The following is a 16,514-nucleotide window of genomic DNA, read 5'->3' on the forward strand; positions in this document are numbered from 1 at the left end:
GTCGACGGTCGCCTCCGCACGGAGCACCGCGGCGGACCGGAAGACAGGGGAGTGGGCAGCCATGACGGCTGAGGTGCGGCGAAGCCTCGTCCTCGCGGCTGCGGGGCTGCTCGGCGGCTTCGCCATGGTCGTGGCTCTGTTCGGGACCGGGGAGCTTCTCAAGCGCAACGCGGCGGGCCACCCTTCTGCCGAGACACCGGCCGCGCCGAACACGCCTTCGGCCGGGACGGAAACCGGGGACCGCGCGGGCGGAACGCCCCCGACGGACTCCCCTCATGCCGCCCTCGGGGCCCTATCGCAAGGGGAAAGCGGCCCGCCTCGAGCCGGTACGAAGGCGGGGGAGCCGGCGGCGCCGGAGGCGGGACGAGACAACGCCGCACCGACCTTCGACATCGTGCGCGTCGAGCCGGACGGGGCCAGCGTCATCGCCGGCCGCGCGGCCCCGAACGCCCGGATCGACCTGCTGCGCGACGGAAAACCCTTCGCCACGGCCCAGGCCGACGCGGCCGGCCAGTTCGCCCTGACGCTGCCGGACCTGCCCGCGGGCACGAGCGAGATCGCCCTGCGCGCCACCGGGGCCGACGGCAAGCCGCTGCCGGGCCGCGAGAGCGTGTCGGTGGTCGTGGCCGAGAAGCGCGATGCGAAGCCGCTGATCGCGCTCAGCGCGCCGGACGCGCCGACGCGGGTTCTCTCGCAGCCGGGCGCGCAGGACATGACCGGCAAAGACATCGCGGGCAAAGACACGGCGGCAGCCGTCGCCGAAAGCCCCGGGACGGCGGTGCCCGCGGCGGCCGGCCGGGACGCCGTGCGCATCGTCAGCGTCGATGCGCAGGCGGGCGGACGCCTCGACGTGACCAGCCAGACCGCACCGGGCAGCAGCCTGCGCCTCTATCTCAACGACACGCTGGTCGCGTCCGGCCCGTCCGGAGCGGACGGGCGGACGGCCTTCACCATCGGCCGCGGGGTGAAGCCGGGCGCCTACCGCATCCGCGTCGATTCCGTCGATCCGAAGGGCAAGGTGAGGAACCGCGCCGAGGTCGCCTTCGCCTATCCCGACGGCGATCCGCCGACGCGCTTCGCCGAGGCCGGTCCGACCGGAAAGGCAGTGCCCGACGAGACGAGGGCGGCGACCGAAGCGGCACCTTTGTCCGCTCCGATCACCCGGCCGAAGCCGGCGCATCCCGCCGCCGAAGCCGAACCCGCAAAGGTGCGACCGGCGCCGGGCTTCGCCGTCGCCCCGCCTCAGGCGAAGGGTTCCGCGGGCGCGGACGGGCAGGCGGCCGAAGCCCCGGCGCCGAGCCTCCCCGAGGGTGACCCCCCCGTGGCCGGTCCGACCGGAGAATCCGTCGGTACGGTCTTCGTCCCGGAGATTTCCACGGCGCGGATCACCCGCGGCGACAGCCTGTGGCAGATCAGCCGGCGCACCTACGGCCGCGGCAACCGCTACACCGTGATCTACGACGCCAATCAGAACCAGATCCGCGATCCCGACCTGATCTATCCCGGCCAGATGTTCGTCCTTCCCAAGGACGAGCCCACGGGCGCCTCCCCTTCGGCCAAGCGCGGCGCGGACCGGCGCACCTGAGGCGCGGGGGCCTGTCCGTCTCGTGGGGTGCGCGACGCGGCGCGGACGCCTATATGCGCCTCGCGACGGCCGCCTCGCGCCGATAGATCCTTTCCGAACCCACGATGGCAAATGCACCCGTGCCGGCGGGGGAGGGCGCGTCCGCGCCCCTCGAACGCCCCGGCCTCCTGACGACCTATCGCCGCCTCTGGCCCTATCTCTGGCCCCACGGCCGCGCCGACCTGCAGCGCCGGGTCTTCCTCGCCTTCGGCCTGCTCTTCGTCGCCAAGGGCGCGACGATGGTGATGCCCTTCACCTTCAAATGGGCCACCGACGCCCTGGTCGCGGCGGTCGGCGCGAAAGACGCCGCCTCCGCCGTGCCGGCGGGACTCGTCTCGGCGCCCTTCCTCCTGATCGCCCTCTACGGCCTGTCGCGCATCGCCATGGCCGGGCTGACGCAGGTGCGCGACGGGCTGTTCGCCAAGGTGGCGATGCACGCCGTGCGCAAGCTCGCGCTCCAGACCTTCGAGCACATGCACCGCCTGTCGCTCCGCTTCCATCTGGAGCGCAAGACCGGCGGCCTGACCCGGGTGCTGGAACGGGGCCGCTCCGGAATCGAGGAGTTGTCGCGCCTGATGGTGCTGACGCTGGTGCCGACCGTCGTCGAACTCGCCCTGGTGCTCGGCATCCTGGCTTACGCGTTCGACTGGCTCTACTCGGCCGTCGTGGCGGCGATGATCGCGGCCTATCTCGGCTTCACCTGGAAGGCGACCGAGTGGCGCATCGGCATCCGCCGCCGGATGAACACCTCCGATACCGAGGCCAACACCAAGGCGGTCGACTCGCTCCTGAACTACGAGACGGTGAAGTACTTCGGCGCGGAAACGCGCGAGACCGCCCGCTACGATGCCTCGATGGAGCGCTACGAGACCGCCTCGACGCAGACCTACGTCTCGCTCGCGGTGCTCAACGCCGGACAGGCGGTGATCTTCACCCTCGGCATGACCGCCGTGATGCTCCTCGCCGCGCGCGACATCGTGGCCGGCCGCACCACCATCGGCGGCTTCGTGCTCGTCAACACGATGCTGGTTCAGCTCTCGATCCCGCTCAACTTCATGGGGATGATCTACCGGGAGATCAAACAGGCGCTGATCGACATCGACGACATGTTCCTGATCCTGCACCGCAATCCCGAGATCGCCGACCGTGCGGACGCGGCCCCGCTCGCGGTCGGGGCCGGCACGGTGCGCTTCGAGGACGTGCGCTTCGCCTACATCCCGGAGCGGCCGATCCTGCGCGGGGTCTCCTTCGCGGTGCCGGCCGGACACACGGTCGCCATCGTCGGCTCCTCGGGGGCAGGCAAGTCGACGCTCTCGCGCCTGCTGTTCCGGTTCTACGAGCCGCAGGGCGGCCGCATCACCATCGACGGGCAGGACATCGCGGGCGTGCGCCAGGACAGCCTGCGCGCGGCCATCGGCATGGTCCCGCAGGACACGGTGCTGTTCAACGACACCATCGGCTACAACATCCGCTACGGCCGCTGGGACGCGACGGACAGCGAGGTCCGCGAAGCCGCCCGGCTCGCGCGGATCGACCGCTTCATCGAGAGCCTGCCGGAGGGCTACGATACGCCGGTGGGCGAGCGCGGCCTGAAGCTCTCGGGCGGCGAGAAGCAGCGCGTGGCGATCGCCCGCACCCTCCTCAAGAGCCCGCCGATCCTCGTCCTCGACGAGGCGACCTCGGCCCTCGATTCCTTCACCGAGCGCGAGATCCAGAGCGCCCTCGACCGCGTGTCGGAGGGCCGCACCACCCTCGTCATCGCCCACCGCCTCTCCACGGTGATCAACGCCGACGAGATCCTGGTGCTCGACCAGGGCCGCATCGCCGAGCGGGGCGACCATGCCGGCCTGCTGGCGAAGGGCGGCCTCTACGCCGCGCTCTGGAACCGTCAGCGCGAGGCGGATGCGGCCCGCGAGGCGCTCAAGCGCGCCGAGGACGAGGCCGCACGGCCGGAGCCCGAGCCGGCGATGTGAACCATCGCGCGACCGCCGGTTGACGGAACCGCGCCCCCCTGCCATCCGGCGGGACAGATTCGCCCCGCCGGAGTCCAACGGGAGCCCATGACCGACCTCATCGAGACGATCCGCCGGACGCTCGTGCCGATCCACAAGGAGGGCTACCCCTTCATCCTGATCGGCATCGTGCTGACCGTGGTGCTCGGCTACTTCTCGCAGTTCTTCGGCTGGATCTTCCTGATCCTCACGCTCTGGGTCTGCTACTTCTTCCGCGATCCCGAGCGGGTGGTGCCGGTGGGCGAGGGGCTGGTGATTTCCCCCGCCGACGGGCGCGTGAACCTGATCTCGACCGTGCCGCCGCCGCCGGAACTCGACCTCTCGCACGAGCCGATGCTGCGGATCTCGGTGTTCATGAACGTGTTCGACTGTCACGTGAACCGCGTGCCGGTCTCCGGCAGGATCGGCCAGATCCACTACACGCCGGGCCTGTTCCTCAACGCCGAACTCGACAAGGCGAGCGAGGACAACGAGCGCAACGGCCTCGTCATGGAGACGACGCATCGGGGCCAGCCGCTGCGCATCGGCGTGGTGCAGATCGCCGGGCTCGTGGCGCGGCGCATCGTCGGCTTCGTCTCGGCCGGCGAGACCAAGCAGGTGGGCGAGCGCTTCGGCCTGATCCGCTTCGGCTCGCGGGTCGACGTCTACCTGCCGGTGGGCACCCGCGTGCTGGTCGGCCTCGGCCAGAAGGCGGTGGCCGGCGAGACCGTGCTCGCCGATCTCGGCGGCGGTCCCGAGCGGACCTTCCGCCGCATCTGACCTCTTTGCAAAAAGCGCGACATGCCGAGAAGCGACGAGCCGCAAGACGAGATGGACGATCTCTTCCCGCCCTTCGCGCCCGACGCGAACGACCGGCCGCGCCGGTTCCGGCCGGTGCCGTTCCGGATGATCGCGCCGAACATGATCACCCTGCTCGCGCTCTGCCTCGGGCTGACCGCGATCCGGCTCGCCTTCGAGGGGCGGTTCGAGCCGGCGGTGATCGCGGTGATCGTCGCCGCCGTCCTCGACGGGATCGACGGCCGGGTGGCGCGCCTGCTGAAAGGAACCTCGCGCTTCGGCGCCGAACTCGATTCGCTGGCCGACTTCGTCAATTTCGGCTGCGCCCCGGCGCTGATCCTCTACAGCTTCACCCTGCACAACCTGAAATCCGTCGGCTGGATCGTGGCGCTGGTCTTCGCCATCGCCATGTGCCTGCGGCTCGCGCGCTTCAACGCCATGCTCGACGACCCCAACCGGCCGGAGTGGAAGAAGGACTACTTCGTCGGCATGCCGGCCCCGGCGGGCGCCATCACCGGCATGCTGCCGCTCTATCTCCACTTCCTCGGCCTGCCCTTCGACCACTGGGGCACGCCGGTGATCCTGGCCTACGTGCTGGCCATCGCGCTGCTCGTCGTCTCCACCGTGCCGACCTTCTCGGGCAAGACCTGGGGCAAGCGGGTGCCGCGCGATCTCGTGGTGCCGATCTTCCTCGTCGTCGTGGTCGGCTTCGGCCTCGTCATCAGCTTCCCGTTCGAGGCGATGGCGGCGGTGAGCGTCGGCTATCTCGCGGCGATCCCCTTCGGCGCCGTGCAGTACCGCAAGCGGGTGAAGCAGGACGCGGCGGGCGAGGGCGCGGAGACCACGGCCGCTCCGAAGGCGTAGGGCGTCGTCGCATCCGCTCGGATCAACCCGCGCCGTCAGTGCGAGTCTTCGGCCGATATCGCTGACGAATGGGGTTATGGATGACGCGCTTGCCTCATCCGGCCTGCGTCGCGGTCCTGGATTGTACGTTGGGTTTGTCGGTCTTTTCCGGCGACGGAACCGGAGCGACAAAGGGAGGGCCGCCGGCGGGATCGCTTCTGGATCGACTGCGAGGTCGCAAGCAATCTTGATCCGTCGGCGGCGCCTCCACGGTCTTGAGCACGAACGGTAGAGCGGGCGCAGCCCGAGCTTACAATCCCGTGCCAGAGGACCTTGCCTGTCTCGCGAAAGGCCTCGTCATGGTAGCCTCGCCAGCCCACACCGCGCCAGCCTCCCCTTGCTTTCTCGGCGCCGATGTCTCGAAGGATTGGGTCGATCTGGCCGACACGCGCGGACGCACCGCCCGCATCGACAACACGGTCGCGGCCCTGACGGCCGCCTTGTCCAAGCCGCACTGGCGCGCCTGCGCCAACCTCGTGTGCGAAGCCACCGGCGGCTACGAGTGGCCGCTGATCGAAGCCGCCACGGCGCTGGGGCTGCCGATCCGCCGGATCCATCCCGGCCGCGCCCGGGCATTCGCCCGCGCCCAGGCGCGGCTGGCCAAGACCGATCGGATCGACGCCGCCGTCCTGGCCGCCTTGGCGGCCTTTACCGTGGACGAAGTCGCCCCGCCGCTGCCGAGCCCGGCTCAGCGCGCGCTCGCCGAACTGATGACCCGGCTCGGCCAGCTCAAGGATCAGCGACAGGCCGAGCAGTGCCGGGCCGAACGCACCGAGAGCACGATCGTGCGCGCCTCGATCACCGCCAGCCTCGCCCTGCTCGACGGCCAGATCGCCGCGATCGGCGCGGCCTTGGACGAAGCCATCGCCGCCGATGCCGAACTGGCTCGCACCGCCGCCCTGTTGCGCACGTGCAAGGGCGTCGGACCCGTGGCCTGTCGTGCCCTGCTGGCGTGGCTGCCGGAACTCGGCCGCCTGAACCGGCGCACGGTCGCGGCTCTGGTCGGCGTGGCGCCCATCACCTGCCACAGCGGCTCCTCGATCCGCTCGGCCAGCATCACCGGCGGACGCAAAGCCTTGCGCGACGTGATGTTCATGGCCGCCCTGACCGCCAGCCGCCACAACCCCGTCTTCCGCCGCCTCTACGAGCGCCTGCGCCAAGCCGGCAAGCCCCACAAACTCGCCCTCATCGCCGTCGTGCGAAAGCTCGTCACCACCCTCAACGCCATGGTCCGCGCCGGAAAGACCTTCCAGACCGCTTGACCTGAGACACGGTAGATTGCTTCGCTCCGCTCGCAATGACGGAGAGGGTGGCCCGCACCGTCATTGCGAGCCGTCAGGCGAAGCAATCCAGGACCGCGACGCGGCCGTGTCGAACGCCGCCCTCGCTTGGGCCCGCGGCTCTTCCGTCCCGGCCGATGGGAAAAACCTTACGCCGCGAACTCTGCCGCCGAAAACCCTTGCAGGTAGAGCAGCGCGGTGAGATCGCCGTGCTCGATGCGCGCGCGGGCGGCCTGCGCCACCTTCGGCTTGGCGCGGAAGGCGACGCCGAGGCCGGATTCGTTGAGCATCGGCAGATCGTTCGCGCCGTCACCGACGGCCAGCGTCTCGGCCGCATTCAGGCCGAGCCGGTCGCGCAATTCGAGCAGGCTCGCCCGCTTGGCCTCCGCCCCGACGATCGGCTCGATCACCCGCCCCGTCAGTTCCCCATCCGCCACGTCGAGGCGGTTGGCGCGGGTTTCGTCGAAGCCGAGCCGCGCACCGATCGGGCCGGTGAACAGGGTGAAGCCCCCCGAGACGAGACAGGTGTAGGCGCCGTGCGCCCGCATCGTCGCGACGAGGGTGCGCCCGCCCGGCGTCAGGCGGATCACGTCGCGGATCAGGCCGTCGATCACGTTGACGGGAAGCCCCTTCAGCAGACCGACCCGCTCCCGCAGGGCCGGCTCGAAGGCGATCTCGCCGCGCATGGCCCGCTCGGTGATCGCGGCGACAGGCTCCTTGATGCCGACGACGGCGGCGAGTTCGTCGATGCATTCCTGCTCGATCATGGTCGAGTCCATGTCGGCGAGGAACAGCCGCTTGCGGCGGCGCTGGTCGTCGGCGAGCACCGCCACGTCGATCGGCTCGGCTCCGAGCGCCGCGCGCAGGGCCTCGGTGAGGGCCGGCGCCGTCTCCGGCCCGCCCGGCACTAGCAGTTCGGCGGCCACCTCGCCGTGCAGGATCCGCGGCTGATGCTCCGTCCGCGTCACCCGTCTCGCCTCGGCGAGCACCGCATCGGTGATGGCGGGCCGGGCCGGGTTTGCTATCAGCGTGGCGACGAGTGTCATGGAGGAGTGAAGCCGTGCGGGGTCCGGACGGGCTGGAAGCGGAGCGCCCGGCCGCAATCCTCATCGCAGGGCCCACCGCCTCGGGCAAGTCGGCGCTGGCCCTTCGGATCGCCCGGGCCTTCGGCGGCACGGTGATCAACACCGATTCGATGCAGGTCTATGCCGATCTGCACGTGCTCTCGGCCCGGCCCACCCGCGAGGAGGAAGCCCGCGCACCGCACCGGCTCTACGGCAGCATCGACGGCGCCGTGAATTTTTCCGTGGGTCACTTCCAGCGGCACGTCGCTGCGCTGCTCTCAAACCTCCCGACTGGAAGCCTGCCGGTCTTCGTCGGGGGCACCGGCCTCTATTTCCGCGGCCTCGACGAGGGCATTTCGGACCTGCCCGAGGTGCCTAACCTCGTCCGGCAGAGAATCCGGGCGCAAGCGGAGGGGCAGCCGACCGAGGGGCTTCACGCCGTGCTGGCGCTGCGCGATCCGGAAAGTGCCGAGCGGCTGCGGCCCTCGGACCGGATGCGGGTGATGCGGGCACTCGAAATCTTCGAGGCGACCGGCCGCTCGATCGGCTCCTATCACGAGGCCCGCCTGCCCGGCCCGCTTGGCGGCAAGCCGCTCCTGAAGATCTTCCTCGCTCCCGAGCGCGAGACCCTGCGCCGTCGCATCGACGCCCGCTTCGTCGCGATGATGGAGACCGGCGCCCTCGACGAGGTCGCCGCGCTCCGGGAACGACGTCTCGATCCGCTGCTGCCGGTGATGCGCGCCCACGGCGTACCGGGGCTGATCGCCCATCTCGACGGTGCCATCTCCCGGGAGGAGGCGATCCGGCGGGGCCAGGGCGATACCCGCCGCTACGCCAAGCGGCAGTTCACCTGGTTCCGCCACCAGATGGGCGAGGCGTGGCTCTGGACCACGCCGGAGGCCGCGTGGTCGCTGGCGGAAGGCCGCCTCAGCGCTCCAGCCGGGCGATGAGGGAGGAGGTGTCCCAGCGCTTGCCGCCCATGGCCTCGACCTCGGCGTAGAACTGATCGACCAGCGCCGTCACCGGCAGGCGGGCGCCGTTGCGGCGCGACTCGGCGAGCAGGATGCCGAGATCCTTGCGCATCCACTCGACCGCGAAGCCGAAATCGAACTGGTCGGCGTTCATCGTCCGGCCGCGGTTCTCCATCTGCCAGGAGCCGGCCGCACCCTTCGAGATCACGTCCAGCACCGCCTCCACGTCGAGGCCGGCGCGCTTGGCGAAGTGGATCGCCTCGGACAGCCCCTGCACCAGCCCGGCGATGGCGATCTGGTTGACCATCTTGGTGAGCTGGCCGGAGCCCGAGGGCCCGAGCAGGCGGCAGGACTTGGCGTAGGCCATGATTGCCGGCTCGACCCTCGCATAGGTCGCCTCGTCACCGCCGCACATCACGGTGAGCACGCCGTTCTCCGCGCCCGCCTGACCGCCGGAGACCGGGGCGTCGACGAAGTGCAGGCCCGCCGCATCCGCCGCCGCGGACAGTTCCCGGGCGACTTCGGCCGAGGCGGTGGTGTGATCGACGAAGACCGCGCCCTTCTCCATGCCGGCGAAGGCGCCGTCCTTGCCGAGCACGACGGAGCGCAGGTCGTCGTCGTTGCCGACGCAGGCGAACACGATCTCGCATCCGGCCGCCGTCTCACGCGGCGTCGCCGCGGCCCGGCCGCCATTCGCGGCGACCCAGGCCTCGGACTTGGCCCCGGTGCGGTTGAAGACGGTGACGGCGTGGCCCTTCTTCGCGAGATGTCCCGCCATCGGCGAGCCCATCACGCCGAGGCCCAGGAACGCGACTTTGGCCATGGATCGTCTCCGAACGCATTCGATTCGGAGCGGATCTACGGGGCGTCCGAGTGGGCGTCAAACCGAGCCGAGCGTCCTCCCGCATCGATACCCTGGGACGCTCAGCCGCCGGTCACGCTCATGTGCCGCGGCACCGCCGCCGGACGCGCCCGCTCGATGACGAAATCGTGGCCCTTCGGCTTGCGGGAGATCGCCTCGGCCACGGCCTGCGTCACCAGCGCATCCTCGGGGGAGGCGCGCAGGGCCGCACGCAGATCCGCCGCGTCCTCCTGGCCGAGACACATGTAGAGCTTGCCGGTACAGGTCAGGCGCACCCGGTTGCAGCTCTCGCAGAAATTATGCGTCAGCGGGGTGATGAAGCCGAGCCGCCCGCCGGTCTCCTCGACACGGACGTAGCGGGCCGGGCCGCCGGTGCGGTCGGGCAGCGGCGTCAGGGTGTAGCGCCGCTCCAGGCGCTCACGAGCGACCGAGAGCGGCAGGAACTGGTCGGTGCGGTCGCCCTCGATCTCGCCGAGGGGCATCACCTCGATCAGCGTCATGTCCATGCCGAGCCCGTGGGCCCAGGCGATCATGCCGGCGATCTCGTCCTCGTTGACGCCCTTCAGCGCCACCGCGTTGATCTTGACCTTGATCCCGGCGGCCCGGGCCGCGTCGATCCCGGCCAGCACCACCGACAGGTCGCCGCGCCGGGTGATCGCCCTGAACTTCTGCGGGTCCAGCGTGTCGAGGGAGACGTTGATCCGGCGCACGCCGAGTTCGGCGAGTTCGGGCGCGAAACGGGTGAGCTGCGAGCCGTTGGTCGTCAGCGTCAGTTCGTCCAGCGCGCCGCTCCTCAGATGGCGGGAGAGCCGGCGGAACAGGTGCATGATGTCTCGGCGCACCAGCGGCTCGCCGCCGGTGATGCGCAACTTCCGCACGCCGCGATCGATGAACACGCCGCAGAGCCGGTCGAGCTCTTCGAGCGTCAGCAGATCGCGCTTGGGCAGGAACTGCATGTCCTCGGCCATGCAATAGGCGCAGCGGAAATCGCAGCGATCCGTGACCGAGATGCGAAGATACGTGATCGCCCGCTGGAACGGGTCGATCAACGGCGCCGGGCGCACGGGCGCGGGAGCGTCTTCGGCGGGACCCCACATGCGCGCCTCTGAACTCGACTCGTTCCGACGATGGGCGGTTTTGTCGGCTGACAGATCCAACATCGCCATCCATATGAGGGCGGTGGCATGTCCCGGCAAGCGCAAGCGCGCAACGCCGGCACGAGACCTTCGAACGGCGAGACTTGGAAACGGACCGTCATGAGCGAGCGCTGGCCCACCGAAATCCGTCTGTCCGGCGACAAGCGCATTCTCACGGTCGCCTTCGACGGTGGCAGCCGGTTCGAACTGCCCGCCGAATACTTGCGCGTGTCGAGCCCCTCGGCCGAGGTCCAGGGCCATTCGCCGGCCGAGCGCAAGGTGCTGGGCGGCAAGCGCGAGGTGGCGATCCTGTCGGTGGAGCCGGTCGGCAACTATGCCGTGAAGCTGTTCTTCGACGACATGCACGACACCGGGATCTATGGCTGGGACTATCTGTTCGATCTCGGCCGCGAGTACCGCAACCGTTGGTCGACCTATCTGCGGGAGCTGGAGGAGCGCGGCCTCTCCCGGGACCGTGCCGCGAGCGCACCCGCCAAGGCGGCCCACAGCCACGGCGGATGCGGCAGCGGAAGCTGCGGCTGCCACTGACGGCCGCGGGCGTCGAACCCTGATGCGACCACCCTCACCCGACGCCGTTGCGAAAGATCGGCGCGGCCGACGCCCACTCGCGGTGTCAGAGCCTGTTTGACTGCGGTGATCCCATCTCGCCCCTCATCCTGAGGTGCCGGAGCGCAGCGGAGGCCTCGAAGGGGGCTCCAGGGATCCGCGCGGGATCTGGAACACCCTTCGAGGCCGCTCACGCGGCACCTCAGGATGAGGGTGGGGATGGGAGCATGGCCTTCTCGCCTTGCCGTGAACCATCGGGCGCTCCTGCCGTTGCCCTGCGGACTTCTCGGCGGATCAAACGGAGGTGCCGCGTGGCAGCCACGGATACCCGACACCGCGCCGGCCAGGACGTGAACTCCGTCGATCAGCTCGGCAGCGTCGTCATTCTCGGCCTCGCCATCGTCGGCGGCCTCGCCGTCGTGGCGCTCGATCTGCTCCTGATCGGTTGAGGGCGCCGCACCTGGCTTGAGGCGCAGAGAAGGACCGGCATCGCTGCCGGCCCCTCGTATTTCGCTGCACGTCGGACCGTCAGCGCTGGACGACGACCCGGGCGCCGACCTTCACGCGGCCGTAGAGATCGGTGACGTCCTCGTTGGTCATGCGGATGCAGCCCGAGGAGACCGCGGTGCCGATCGTCTCCGGCTCGTTGGAGCCGTGGATGCGGTAGATCGTATTGCCGAGATACATGGCGCGCGCACCGAGCGGGTTCTCGATGCCGCCCTTCATGTAGCGCGGCAGGTCCGGGCGGCGGCGCAGCATCTCGGACGGCGGGCGCCAATCCGGCCATTCGCGCTTCATGGTGACGGTCTGGGTGCCGCCCCAGGTGAAGCCGGGACGGCCGACGCCGACGCCGTAGCGCAAGGCCTCGCCGCCGGGCTGGATCAGGTAGAGACGGCGCTCGGTGGTCGAGACGATGATGGTGCCCGGTGCGTAGGGGCCGGAATACGGCACCGTCTCGCGCGGGATCGCGGTCATCTGCGGCACTGTCGAGGCCAGCGGGTCGGCAGCGGCCGGCGAGCCCGGGATGTCCGCCGGCAGGACGGCGTTGGCGGTCGGCACCACGTTCTGCGGGCGCACGCGCACCGTCAGGACGTCGGTCAGCGGCTGGCGGGTGAGCGGGTCGATCTCATAGGCGGCGGCGGGGCTTGCGAGCGCGACCGTCGCGCAGGCGAGCCCGCCCAGGGCAATGACGAAACGGCGCATCAGGGCCTCTCGAGGCAGGCGAAGAACAGGGGACGCGGTGGGAGAACCGCCGCACGATGCCGTGCGGACCCTCGCCAAGGCGTAAACGCTCGCGGTTCAAAGCCAAGCTTGATTTGCGGTGCGGCACCGCTTCCGCCGCCCTCGTGACTGCGTGGCCACACTGTGGCAGCTTGGCCGTACGGGCAAGAAGCAGGTTCGGGTCAGGGAAGCGGTTGGAGCGCGATGGCGAGGCATCCCCCGTGATCCGTCCCTTCGCGTCCGGCGCAGATCGCGGCCTCGCCAGTCGGACCGGTTATCAGGCCGCGTCGAGGCCGAGATCGACGATCGCGGAGCTGTGGGTGATCCAGCCGACCGAGATCAGATCGACGCCGGACGCCGCGACGGCACCGACCGTATCGCGGTCGATCCGGCCCGAGGCTTCGGTGACGGCGCGGCCATCGACCATCGCCACGGCCTGCCGCAGGGTGTCGGGTCTCATGTTGTCGAGGAGCACCGCGTCGGCACCGACCGAGAGCGCCTCTTCGAGCTGCGCCAGGGTATCGACCTCGACCTCGATCTTCACGAGGTGACCGGTCCCCGCCCGCGCCCGCTCGATCGCCGGGATGATGCCGCCCGCGACCGCGACGTGGTTGTCCTTGATCAGCACCGCGTCGTCGAGGCCGAAACGGTGATTCGAGCCGCCGCCCGCGCGCACGGCGTGCTTCTCCAGCGCCCGCAGGCCCGGCGTGGTCTTGCGGGTGCAGACGATCCGCGCCTTGCCGTGCGGCCGGGCCGCCTCGACCAGCGAAGCCGTGGCCGTGGCGACGCCGCTGAGGCGGCAGAGCAGATTGAGGGCGACGCGCTCCGCGGTGAGTACGGCCCGGGCCGGGCCCGAGAGACGGATCACCGTGTCGCCCGGAGCGACGCGGCTGCCGTCGCCCCGCTCGACCGAGACCGACAGGCTCGGATCGATCAACGCGAAGGCGATGGCCGCGGCATCCGTGCCGGCGATCACGCCGTCCTGGCGGGAGGCGATCACCGCCTCCATCCGCCTCCCGGCGGGTACGATGGCATCGGTGGTGATGTCGCCGGCCCGGCCGAGATCTTCCAGGAGCGCGGCCCGCACCGCCGGCTCGACGAGGAGCCGCGGCAACGGCAGCAGGATATCGTCAGGCATCGGTGAGTTCCTGAAGGGCAGCGGGACCGCCCTGGACAGCGAGGGTGGTCACGGCGTGGCGGGCCGAATGCTGGCCCGGGAAGTCGCTGCGCCAGTGCGCACCGCGGCTCTCGCGCCGGTCGAGGGCGGCGCGGGCGATCATCAGGCCGGTGGCCGCGGCATCGCAGCCGGTCGCCGACAGGTCCGCGAGGCCGGAGACGGCCCGCGCCAGTCCCGCCGCGTCGCGCACGACGCCGACGCACGCCTCCATGATCCCGCGCACCTCGCCCAAGGTTTTCGCGTCCTGCGGGCGCATCTCGGGCAGCGGCGCGGGACGATCCGCGGAGATGGGTGCCGGCGCACCCCCGATCGACTCGGCGATGCGGGGGGCGAAGGCGAGCGCTTCGAGGAGCGAGTTGCTCGCGAGCCGGTTGGCGCCGTGCAGACCGGTGGAGGCGACCTCGCCGCAGGCCCACAGACCCGGGACGCTGCTGCGGCCGGCCTCGTCCACGAGGACGCCGCCCATGTGATAGTGCGCCGCCGGGCGAACCGGGATCGGTTGGACGGCCGGGTCGATGCCGGCCTCCGCACAGAGCGCCGCCACGGTCGGGAAGCGCTCGGGCATGCGGGCGCCGAGGCTGCCGCGCGCGTCGAGAGAGACGGTGCGGCCGCGGCTGAGCGCCTGGAAGATGCCGCGGGCCACGATGTCCCTGGGCGCGAGATCGCCGCCTTCGATTCCGGCCATGACGGGCTCGCCGCGCTCGTCGATCAGGACGGCGCCCTCGCCCCGCAGGGCCTCGGTGGCCAGCGGCATCGGATCGCGGCCGGCGGCGATGGCGGTCGGGTGGAACTGCACGAATTCGAGGTCGCGCAGGGTTGCCCCCGCCCGCGCCGCGGCGAGCAGGCCGCGGCCGAGCGCACCGCGCGGGTTCGTGGTCGAGGCGTAGAGCGCCCCGAGGCCGCCGGTCGCGAGCACCACGGCCCGTGCCGGCAGGCGGAAGGCCGCGCCGTCCCGCTCGCACACGACGCCGCGCACGCTGCCGTCGGCGTCCTGCATCAGCCCATGCAGGCTCGCGACGAGAATCTCGATGGAGGCCGTCGCCCGAACCGCGCGGGCCAGAGCTTCGAGCACGGTGCGCCCCGTCGAGTCGCCCCGCGCCCGCACGATGCGGCGGCGGCTGTGGGCGGCCTCCAGGCCGAGCGCCAGCGCGCCGTCCACCTCGCGGTCGAAGCCCGTGCCGAGGGCGACGAGCCAATCGATCAGGCCGGGGCCGGCCTCGGCGATGCGCAGGGCCACGCCCGGCTCGGTCAGCCCGGCGCCGGCGGCCTCCGTATCGGCGGCATGCAGGCGCGGCGCGTCGTCGGCACCCATGGCGGCGGCGATGCCGCCCTGGGCCCAGCCCGTGGCGGTGCCGGTTCCGAGCGGTGCCGCGGTGACGAGGGTGACGGGACGGGGGGCGAGCCGCAGGGCGGTGGCGAGACCGGCCACCCCGGCGCCGACCACGATCACCCGGTCGGCGGGGCTGCGGGCGAAGACGCTCATCAGGCGGCCTGTCTGGGTGAGACGGTCTGGGTCGGCTTGACCGCGAGCATCCGCTCGACCGCGCGCCGCGCCCGCTCGGCCAACCCTTCCTCGACGGTGATCTCGTGCGTCATCGTCTCGAGGGCGTGGCGGATGTTGGCGAGGCTGATCCGCTTCATGTGCGGGCACAGGTTGCAGGGCTTGATGAACTCGATGTCGGGATTGGCGACCGCGATGTTGTCGGCCATCGAGCACTCGGTCACCAGAACGACCTGAGAGGGCCGCCTCTCGGTGACGTAGTTCATCATCATCGCCGTCGAGCCGGAGAAGTCCGACGCCTCGACCACCTCCGGCGGGCATTCCGGGTGGGCGATCACGGTGATGCCGGGATAGCTGTCGCGCACGTCGGCGATGTCGGCCGGGGTGAAGCGCTCGTGCACCTCGCAATGCCCGGCCCAGGTCAGCATCTCGACCTCGGGCACCTGTTGCTGGACGTTGCGGGCCAGGAACTCGTCCGGGATCATCAGCACCCGCGGCACCCCGAGCGAGCGCACCACGTCGGCGGCGTTGCCCGACGTGCAGCACACGTCGGATTCCGCCTTCACCGCAGCGGAGGTGTTGACGTAGGTCACCACCGGCACGCCCGGATACTTGGCACGCAGGGCCCGCACGTCGGCGGCGGTGATCGAATCGGCGAGCGAGCAGCCGGCGCCCATATCGGGCATCAGCACGGTCTTCTCGGGGTTCAGCAGCTTGGCGGTCTCCGCCATGAAGTGCACGCCGGCCAGCACGATCACGTCGGCGTCCACCCGCGCCGCCTCGCGCGCCAGGGCGAGGCTGTCGCCGACGATGTCCGCCACCGTGTGGAAGATCTCGGGCGCCTGATAGTTGTGGGCGAGAACCACCGCGTTGCGCTCGCGTTTCAGGCGCAGGATCGCCTCCACGTCGGGCGCCAGCGCCGGCCACTCGATGGCGGGCACGTGACGGCTCACGCGGGCGTAGATCTCGGGCAGCGGAAGGGCCCGGCCGGCCGGCTCGCGAAGGGCGGATCCTGCCTGGGACATCGTGGTCTCCTTTATGCTCAAATTGAGCATTGCGCCGCCTAACTTAGGCGTCGCCCTCCGCCTTGTCCAGATATGCTGAGACTGAGCATAACGATTTTGCGACGCAAACTTTTGCTGCGGTCGCACAAGCGGGGGCGTTGGAGAACAGCCGACAAACAGTTTCCTATTAAATTATAAATATCACTTGATGGGAATGTTTAACCACCAGAATGCAGGAGCGACTTCATCTAAATCTCACGTTAACAATTCGGGTGAGACAACCATCGTTGCAGACAGTGGGAGCATGGCTTCAGGCCGAGCCACGATCAAGAGTTGTACGATCAGCTCATTCGCGGCGGCCGCGAGCCTGTCTCTCGAAAATCCAACGGCGAAGAAATCGTCGGGGCCCGCCTCT

15 protein-coding genes are annotated in these 16,514 nt (G+C 70.4%); 8 read left to right on the plus strand and 7 right to left on the minus strand.

What is annotated here, in order from left to right; translation table 11 throughout:
- Window positions 1-61: 61 nt before the first annotated feature.
- The 5 genes from PGN25_16040 to PGN25_16060 all read left to right on the plus strand — a co-directional run bounded on the left by PGN25_16040 (window position 62) and on the right by PGN25_16060 (window position 6,578).
- Entirely contained in the window at window positions 62-1,585 is a 1,524-nt protein-coding gene (locus PGN25_16040; GenBank protein ID MEH3119048.1) for a LysM peptidoglycan-binding domain-containing protein, read from the plus strand.
- 104 nt (window positions 1,586-1,689) lie between these two features.
- Window positions 1,690-3,597: an ABC transporter ATP-binding protein/permease gene (locus PGN25_16045; protein MEH3119049.1), complete on the plus strand. Its 1,908-nt coding sequence runs from the start codon at window positions 1,690-1,692 to the stop codon at window positions 3,595-3,597.
- An 87-nt stretch (window positions 3,598-3,684) separates the two neighbouring features.
- Entirely contained in the window at window positions 3,685-4,395 is a 711-nt protein-coding gene (locus PGN25_16050) for a phosphatidylserine decarboxylase (protein MEH3119050.1), read from the plus strand.
- 51 nt (window positions 4,396-4,446) lie between these two features.
- Window positions 4,447-5,277, plus strand: a complete 831-nt coding sequence (locus PGN25_16055) for a phosphatidylcholine/phosphatidylserine synthase (protein MEH3119051.1) — start codon at window positions 4,447-4,449, stop codon at window positions 5,275-5,277.
- A 338-nt stretch (window positions 5,278-5,615) separates the two neighbouring features.
- Window positions 5,616-6,578, plus strand: coding sequence for an IS110 family transposase (locus tag PGN25_16060; protein MEH3119052.1), 963 nt, complete (start codon window positions 5,616-5,618; stop codon window positions 6,576-6,578).
- Window positions 6,579-6,745: 167 nt separating this feature from the next.
- On the opposite strand, the gene serB is transcribed toward PGN25_16060, so the two are convergent.
- Window positions 6,746-7,642 (minus strand): phosphoserine phosphatase SerB, encoded by an 897-nt coding sequence (gene serB, locus PGN25_16065; GenBank protein MEH3119053.1) that lies wholly within the window; start codon window positions 7,640-7,642, stop codon window positions 6,746-6,748.
- Window positions 7,643-7,656: 14 nt separating this feature from the next.
- On the opposite strand from serB, the gene miaA reads away from it, so the two are divergent.
- On the plus strand, window positions 7,657-8,610 hold the full coding sequence (gene miaA, locus PGN25_16070) for a tRNA (adenosine(37)-N6)-dimethylallyltransferase MiaA (GenBank protein MEH3119054.1): 954 nt from the start codon (window positions 7,657-7,659) through the stop codon (window positions 8,608-8,610).
- On the opposite strand, the gene PGN25_16075 is transcribed toward miaA, so the two are convergent.
- Both PGN25_16075 and moaA read right to left on the minus strand, forming a co-directional pair.
- The gene (locus tag PGN25_16075; GenBank protein ID MEH3119055.1) at window positions 8,588-9,454 is read right to left on the minus strand and encodes an NAD(P)-dependent oxidoreductase; all 867 of its coding nucleotides are present in this window, start codon (window positions 9,452-9,454) and stop codon (window positions 8,588-8,590) included. The genes miaA and PGN25_16075 overlap by 23 nt on opposite strands.
- A 101-nt stretch (window positions 9,455-9,555) precedes the next feature.
- Window positions 9,556-10,590, minus strand: coding sequence for a GTP 3',8-cyclase MoaA (moaA, locus tag PGN25_16080; protein ID MEH3119056.1), 1,035 nt, complete (start codon window positions 10,588-10,590; stop codon window positions 9,556-9,558).
- Window positions 10,591-10,749: 159 nt separating this feature from the next.
- Here moaA and PGN25_16085 point away from each other — a divergent pair, with 159 nt between their 5' ends.
- Window positions 10,750-11,178, plus strand: a complete 429-nt coding sequence (locus PGN25_16085) for a DUF971 domain-containing protein (GenBank protein MEH3119057.1) — start codon at window positions 10,750-10,752, stop codon at window positions 11,176-11,178.
- A 329-nt stretch (window positions 11,179-11,507) separates the two neighbouring features.
- On the plus strand, window positions 11,508-11,645 hold the full coding sequence (locus PGN25_16090) for a hypothetical protein (GenBank protein MEH3119058.1): 138 nt from the start codon (window positions 11,508-11,510) through the stop codon (window positions 11,643-11,645).
- Window positions 11,646-11,724: 79 nt separating this feature from the next.
- Here the strand turns inward: PGN25_16090 and PGN25_16095 are convergent, their stop codons facing one another.
- The 4 genes from PGN25_16095 to nadA form a co-directional block, all read right to left on the minus strand.
- Entirely contained in the window at window positions 11,725-12,399 is a 675-nt protein-coding gene (locus tag PGN25_16095; GenBank protein MEH3119059.1) for a L,D-transpeptidase, read from the minus strand.
- 295 nt (window positions 12,400-12,694) lie between these two features.
- A complete protein-coding gene (nadC, locus tag PGN25_16100; protein MEH3119060.1) occupies window positions 12,695-13,555 on the minus strand; it encodes a carboxylating nicotinate-nucleotide diphosphorylase in 861 nt (286 codons plus the stop codon).
- Window positions 13,548-15,077, minus strand: a complete 1,530-nt coding sequence (locus PGN25_16105) for an L-aspartate oxidase (protein ID MEH3119061.1) — start codon at window positions 15,075-15,077, stop codon at window positions 13,548-13,550. The genes nadC and PGN25_16105 overlap by 8 nt, the downstream gene beginning before the upstream one ends.
- Window positions 15,077-16,120: a quinolinate synthase NadA gene (gene nadA / locus PGN25_16110; GenBank protein MEH3119062.1), complete on the minus strand. Its 1,044-nt coding sequence runs from the start codon at window positions 16,118-16,120 to the stop codon at window positions 15,077-15,079. The genes PGN25_16105 and nadA overlap by 1 nt, the downstream gene beginning before the upstream one ends.
- Between the last annotated feature and the right edge of the window lie 394 nt (window positions 16,121-16,514).

Origin of the sequence: Methylorubrum populi (genome assembly GCA_036946625.1) — a bacterium.
GTDB classification, from domain to species: Bacteria; Pseudomonadota; Alphaproteobacteria; order Rhizobiales; family Beijerinckiaceae; genus Methylobacterium; species Methylobacterium populi_C.

What these genes read in the sequence shown, in the direction of transcription:
- PGN25_16085 (MEH3119057.1), top strand. Translation starts at nt 10,750, where the DNA reads ATGAGCGAGCGCTGGCCCACCGAAATCCGTCTGTCCGGCGACAAGCGC.
- PGN25_16045 (MEH3119049.1), top strand. Translation starts at nt 1,690, where the DNA reads ATGGCAAATGCACCCGTGCCGGCGGGGGAGGGCGCGTCCGCGCCCCTC.
- PGN25_16055 (MEH3119051.1), top strand. Translation starts at nt 4,447, where the DNA reads ATGGACGATCTCTTCCCGCCCTTCGCGCCCGACGCGAACGACCGGCCG.
- moaA (MEH3119056.1), bottom strand. Translation starts at nt 10,590, where the DNA reads ATGTGGGGTCCCGCCGAAGACGCTCCCGCGCCCGTGCGCCCGGCGCCG.
- serB (MEH3119053.1), bottom strand. Translation starts at nt 7,642, where the DNA reads ATGACACTCGTCGCCACGCTGATAGCAAACCCGGCCCGGCCCGCCATC.
- PGN25_16075 (MEH3119055.1), bottom strand. Translation starts at nt 9,454, where the DNA reads ATGGCCAAAGTCGCGTTCCTGGGCCTCGGCGTGATGGGCTCGCCGATG.
- PGN25_16050 (MEH3119050.1), top strand. Translation starts at nt 3,685, where the DNA reads ATGACCGACCTCATCGAGACGATCCGCCGGACGCTCGTGCCGATCCAC.
- PGN25_16095 (MEH3119059.1), bottom strand. Translation starts at nt 12,399, where the DNA reads ATGCGCCGTTTCGTCATTGCCCTGGGCGGGCTCGCCTGCGCGACGGTC.
- PGN25_16105 (MEH3119061.1), bottom strand. Translation starts at nt 15,077, where the DNA reads ATGAGCGTCTTCGCCCGCAGCCCCGCCGACCGGGTGATCGTGGTCGGC.
- nadC (MEH3119060.1), bottom strand. Translation starts at nt 13,555, where the DNA reads ATGCCTGACGATATCCTGCTGCCGTTGCCGCGGCTCCTCGTCGAGCCG.
- PGN25_16040 (MEH3119048.1), top strand. Translation starts at nt 62, where the DNA reads ATGACGGCTGAGGTGCGGCGAAGCCTCGTCCTCGCGGCTGCGGGGCTG.
- PGN25_16060 (MEH3119052.1), top strand. Translation starts at nt 5,616, where the DNA reads ATGGTAGCCTCGCCAGCCCACACCGCGCCAGCCTCCCCTTGCTTTCTC.
- nadA (MEH3119062.1), bottom strand. Translation starts at nt 16,120, where the DNA reads ATGTCCCAGGCAGGATCCGCCCTTCGCGAGCCGGCCGGCCGGGCCCTT.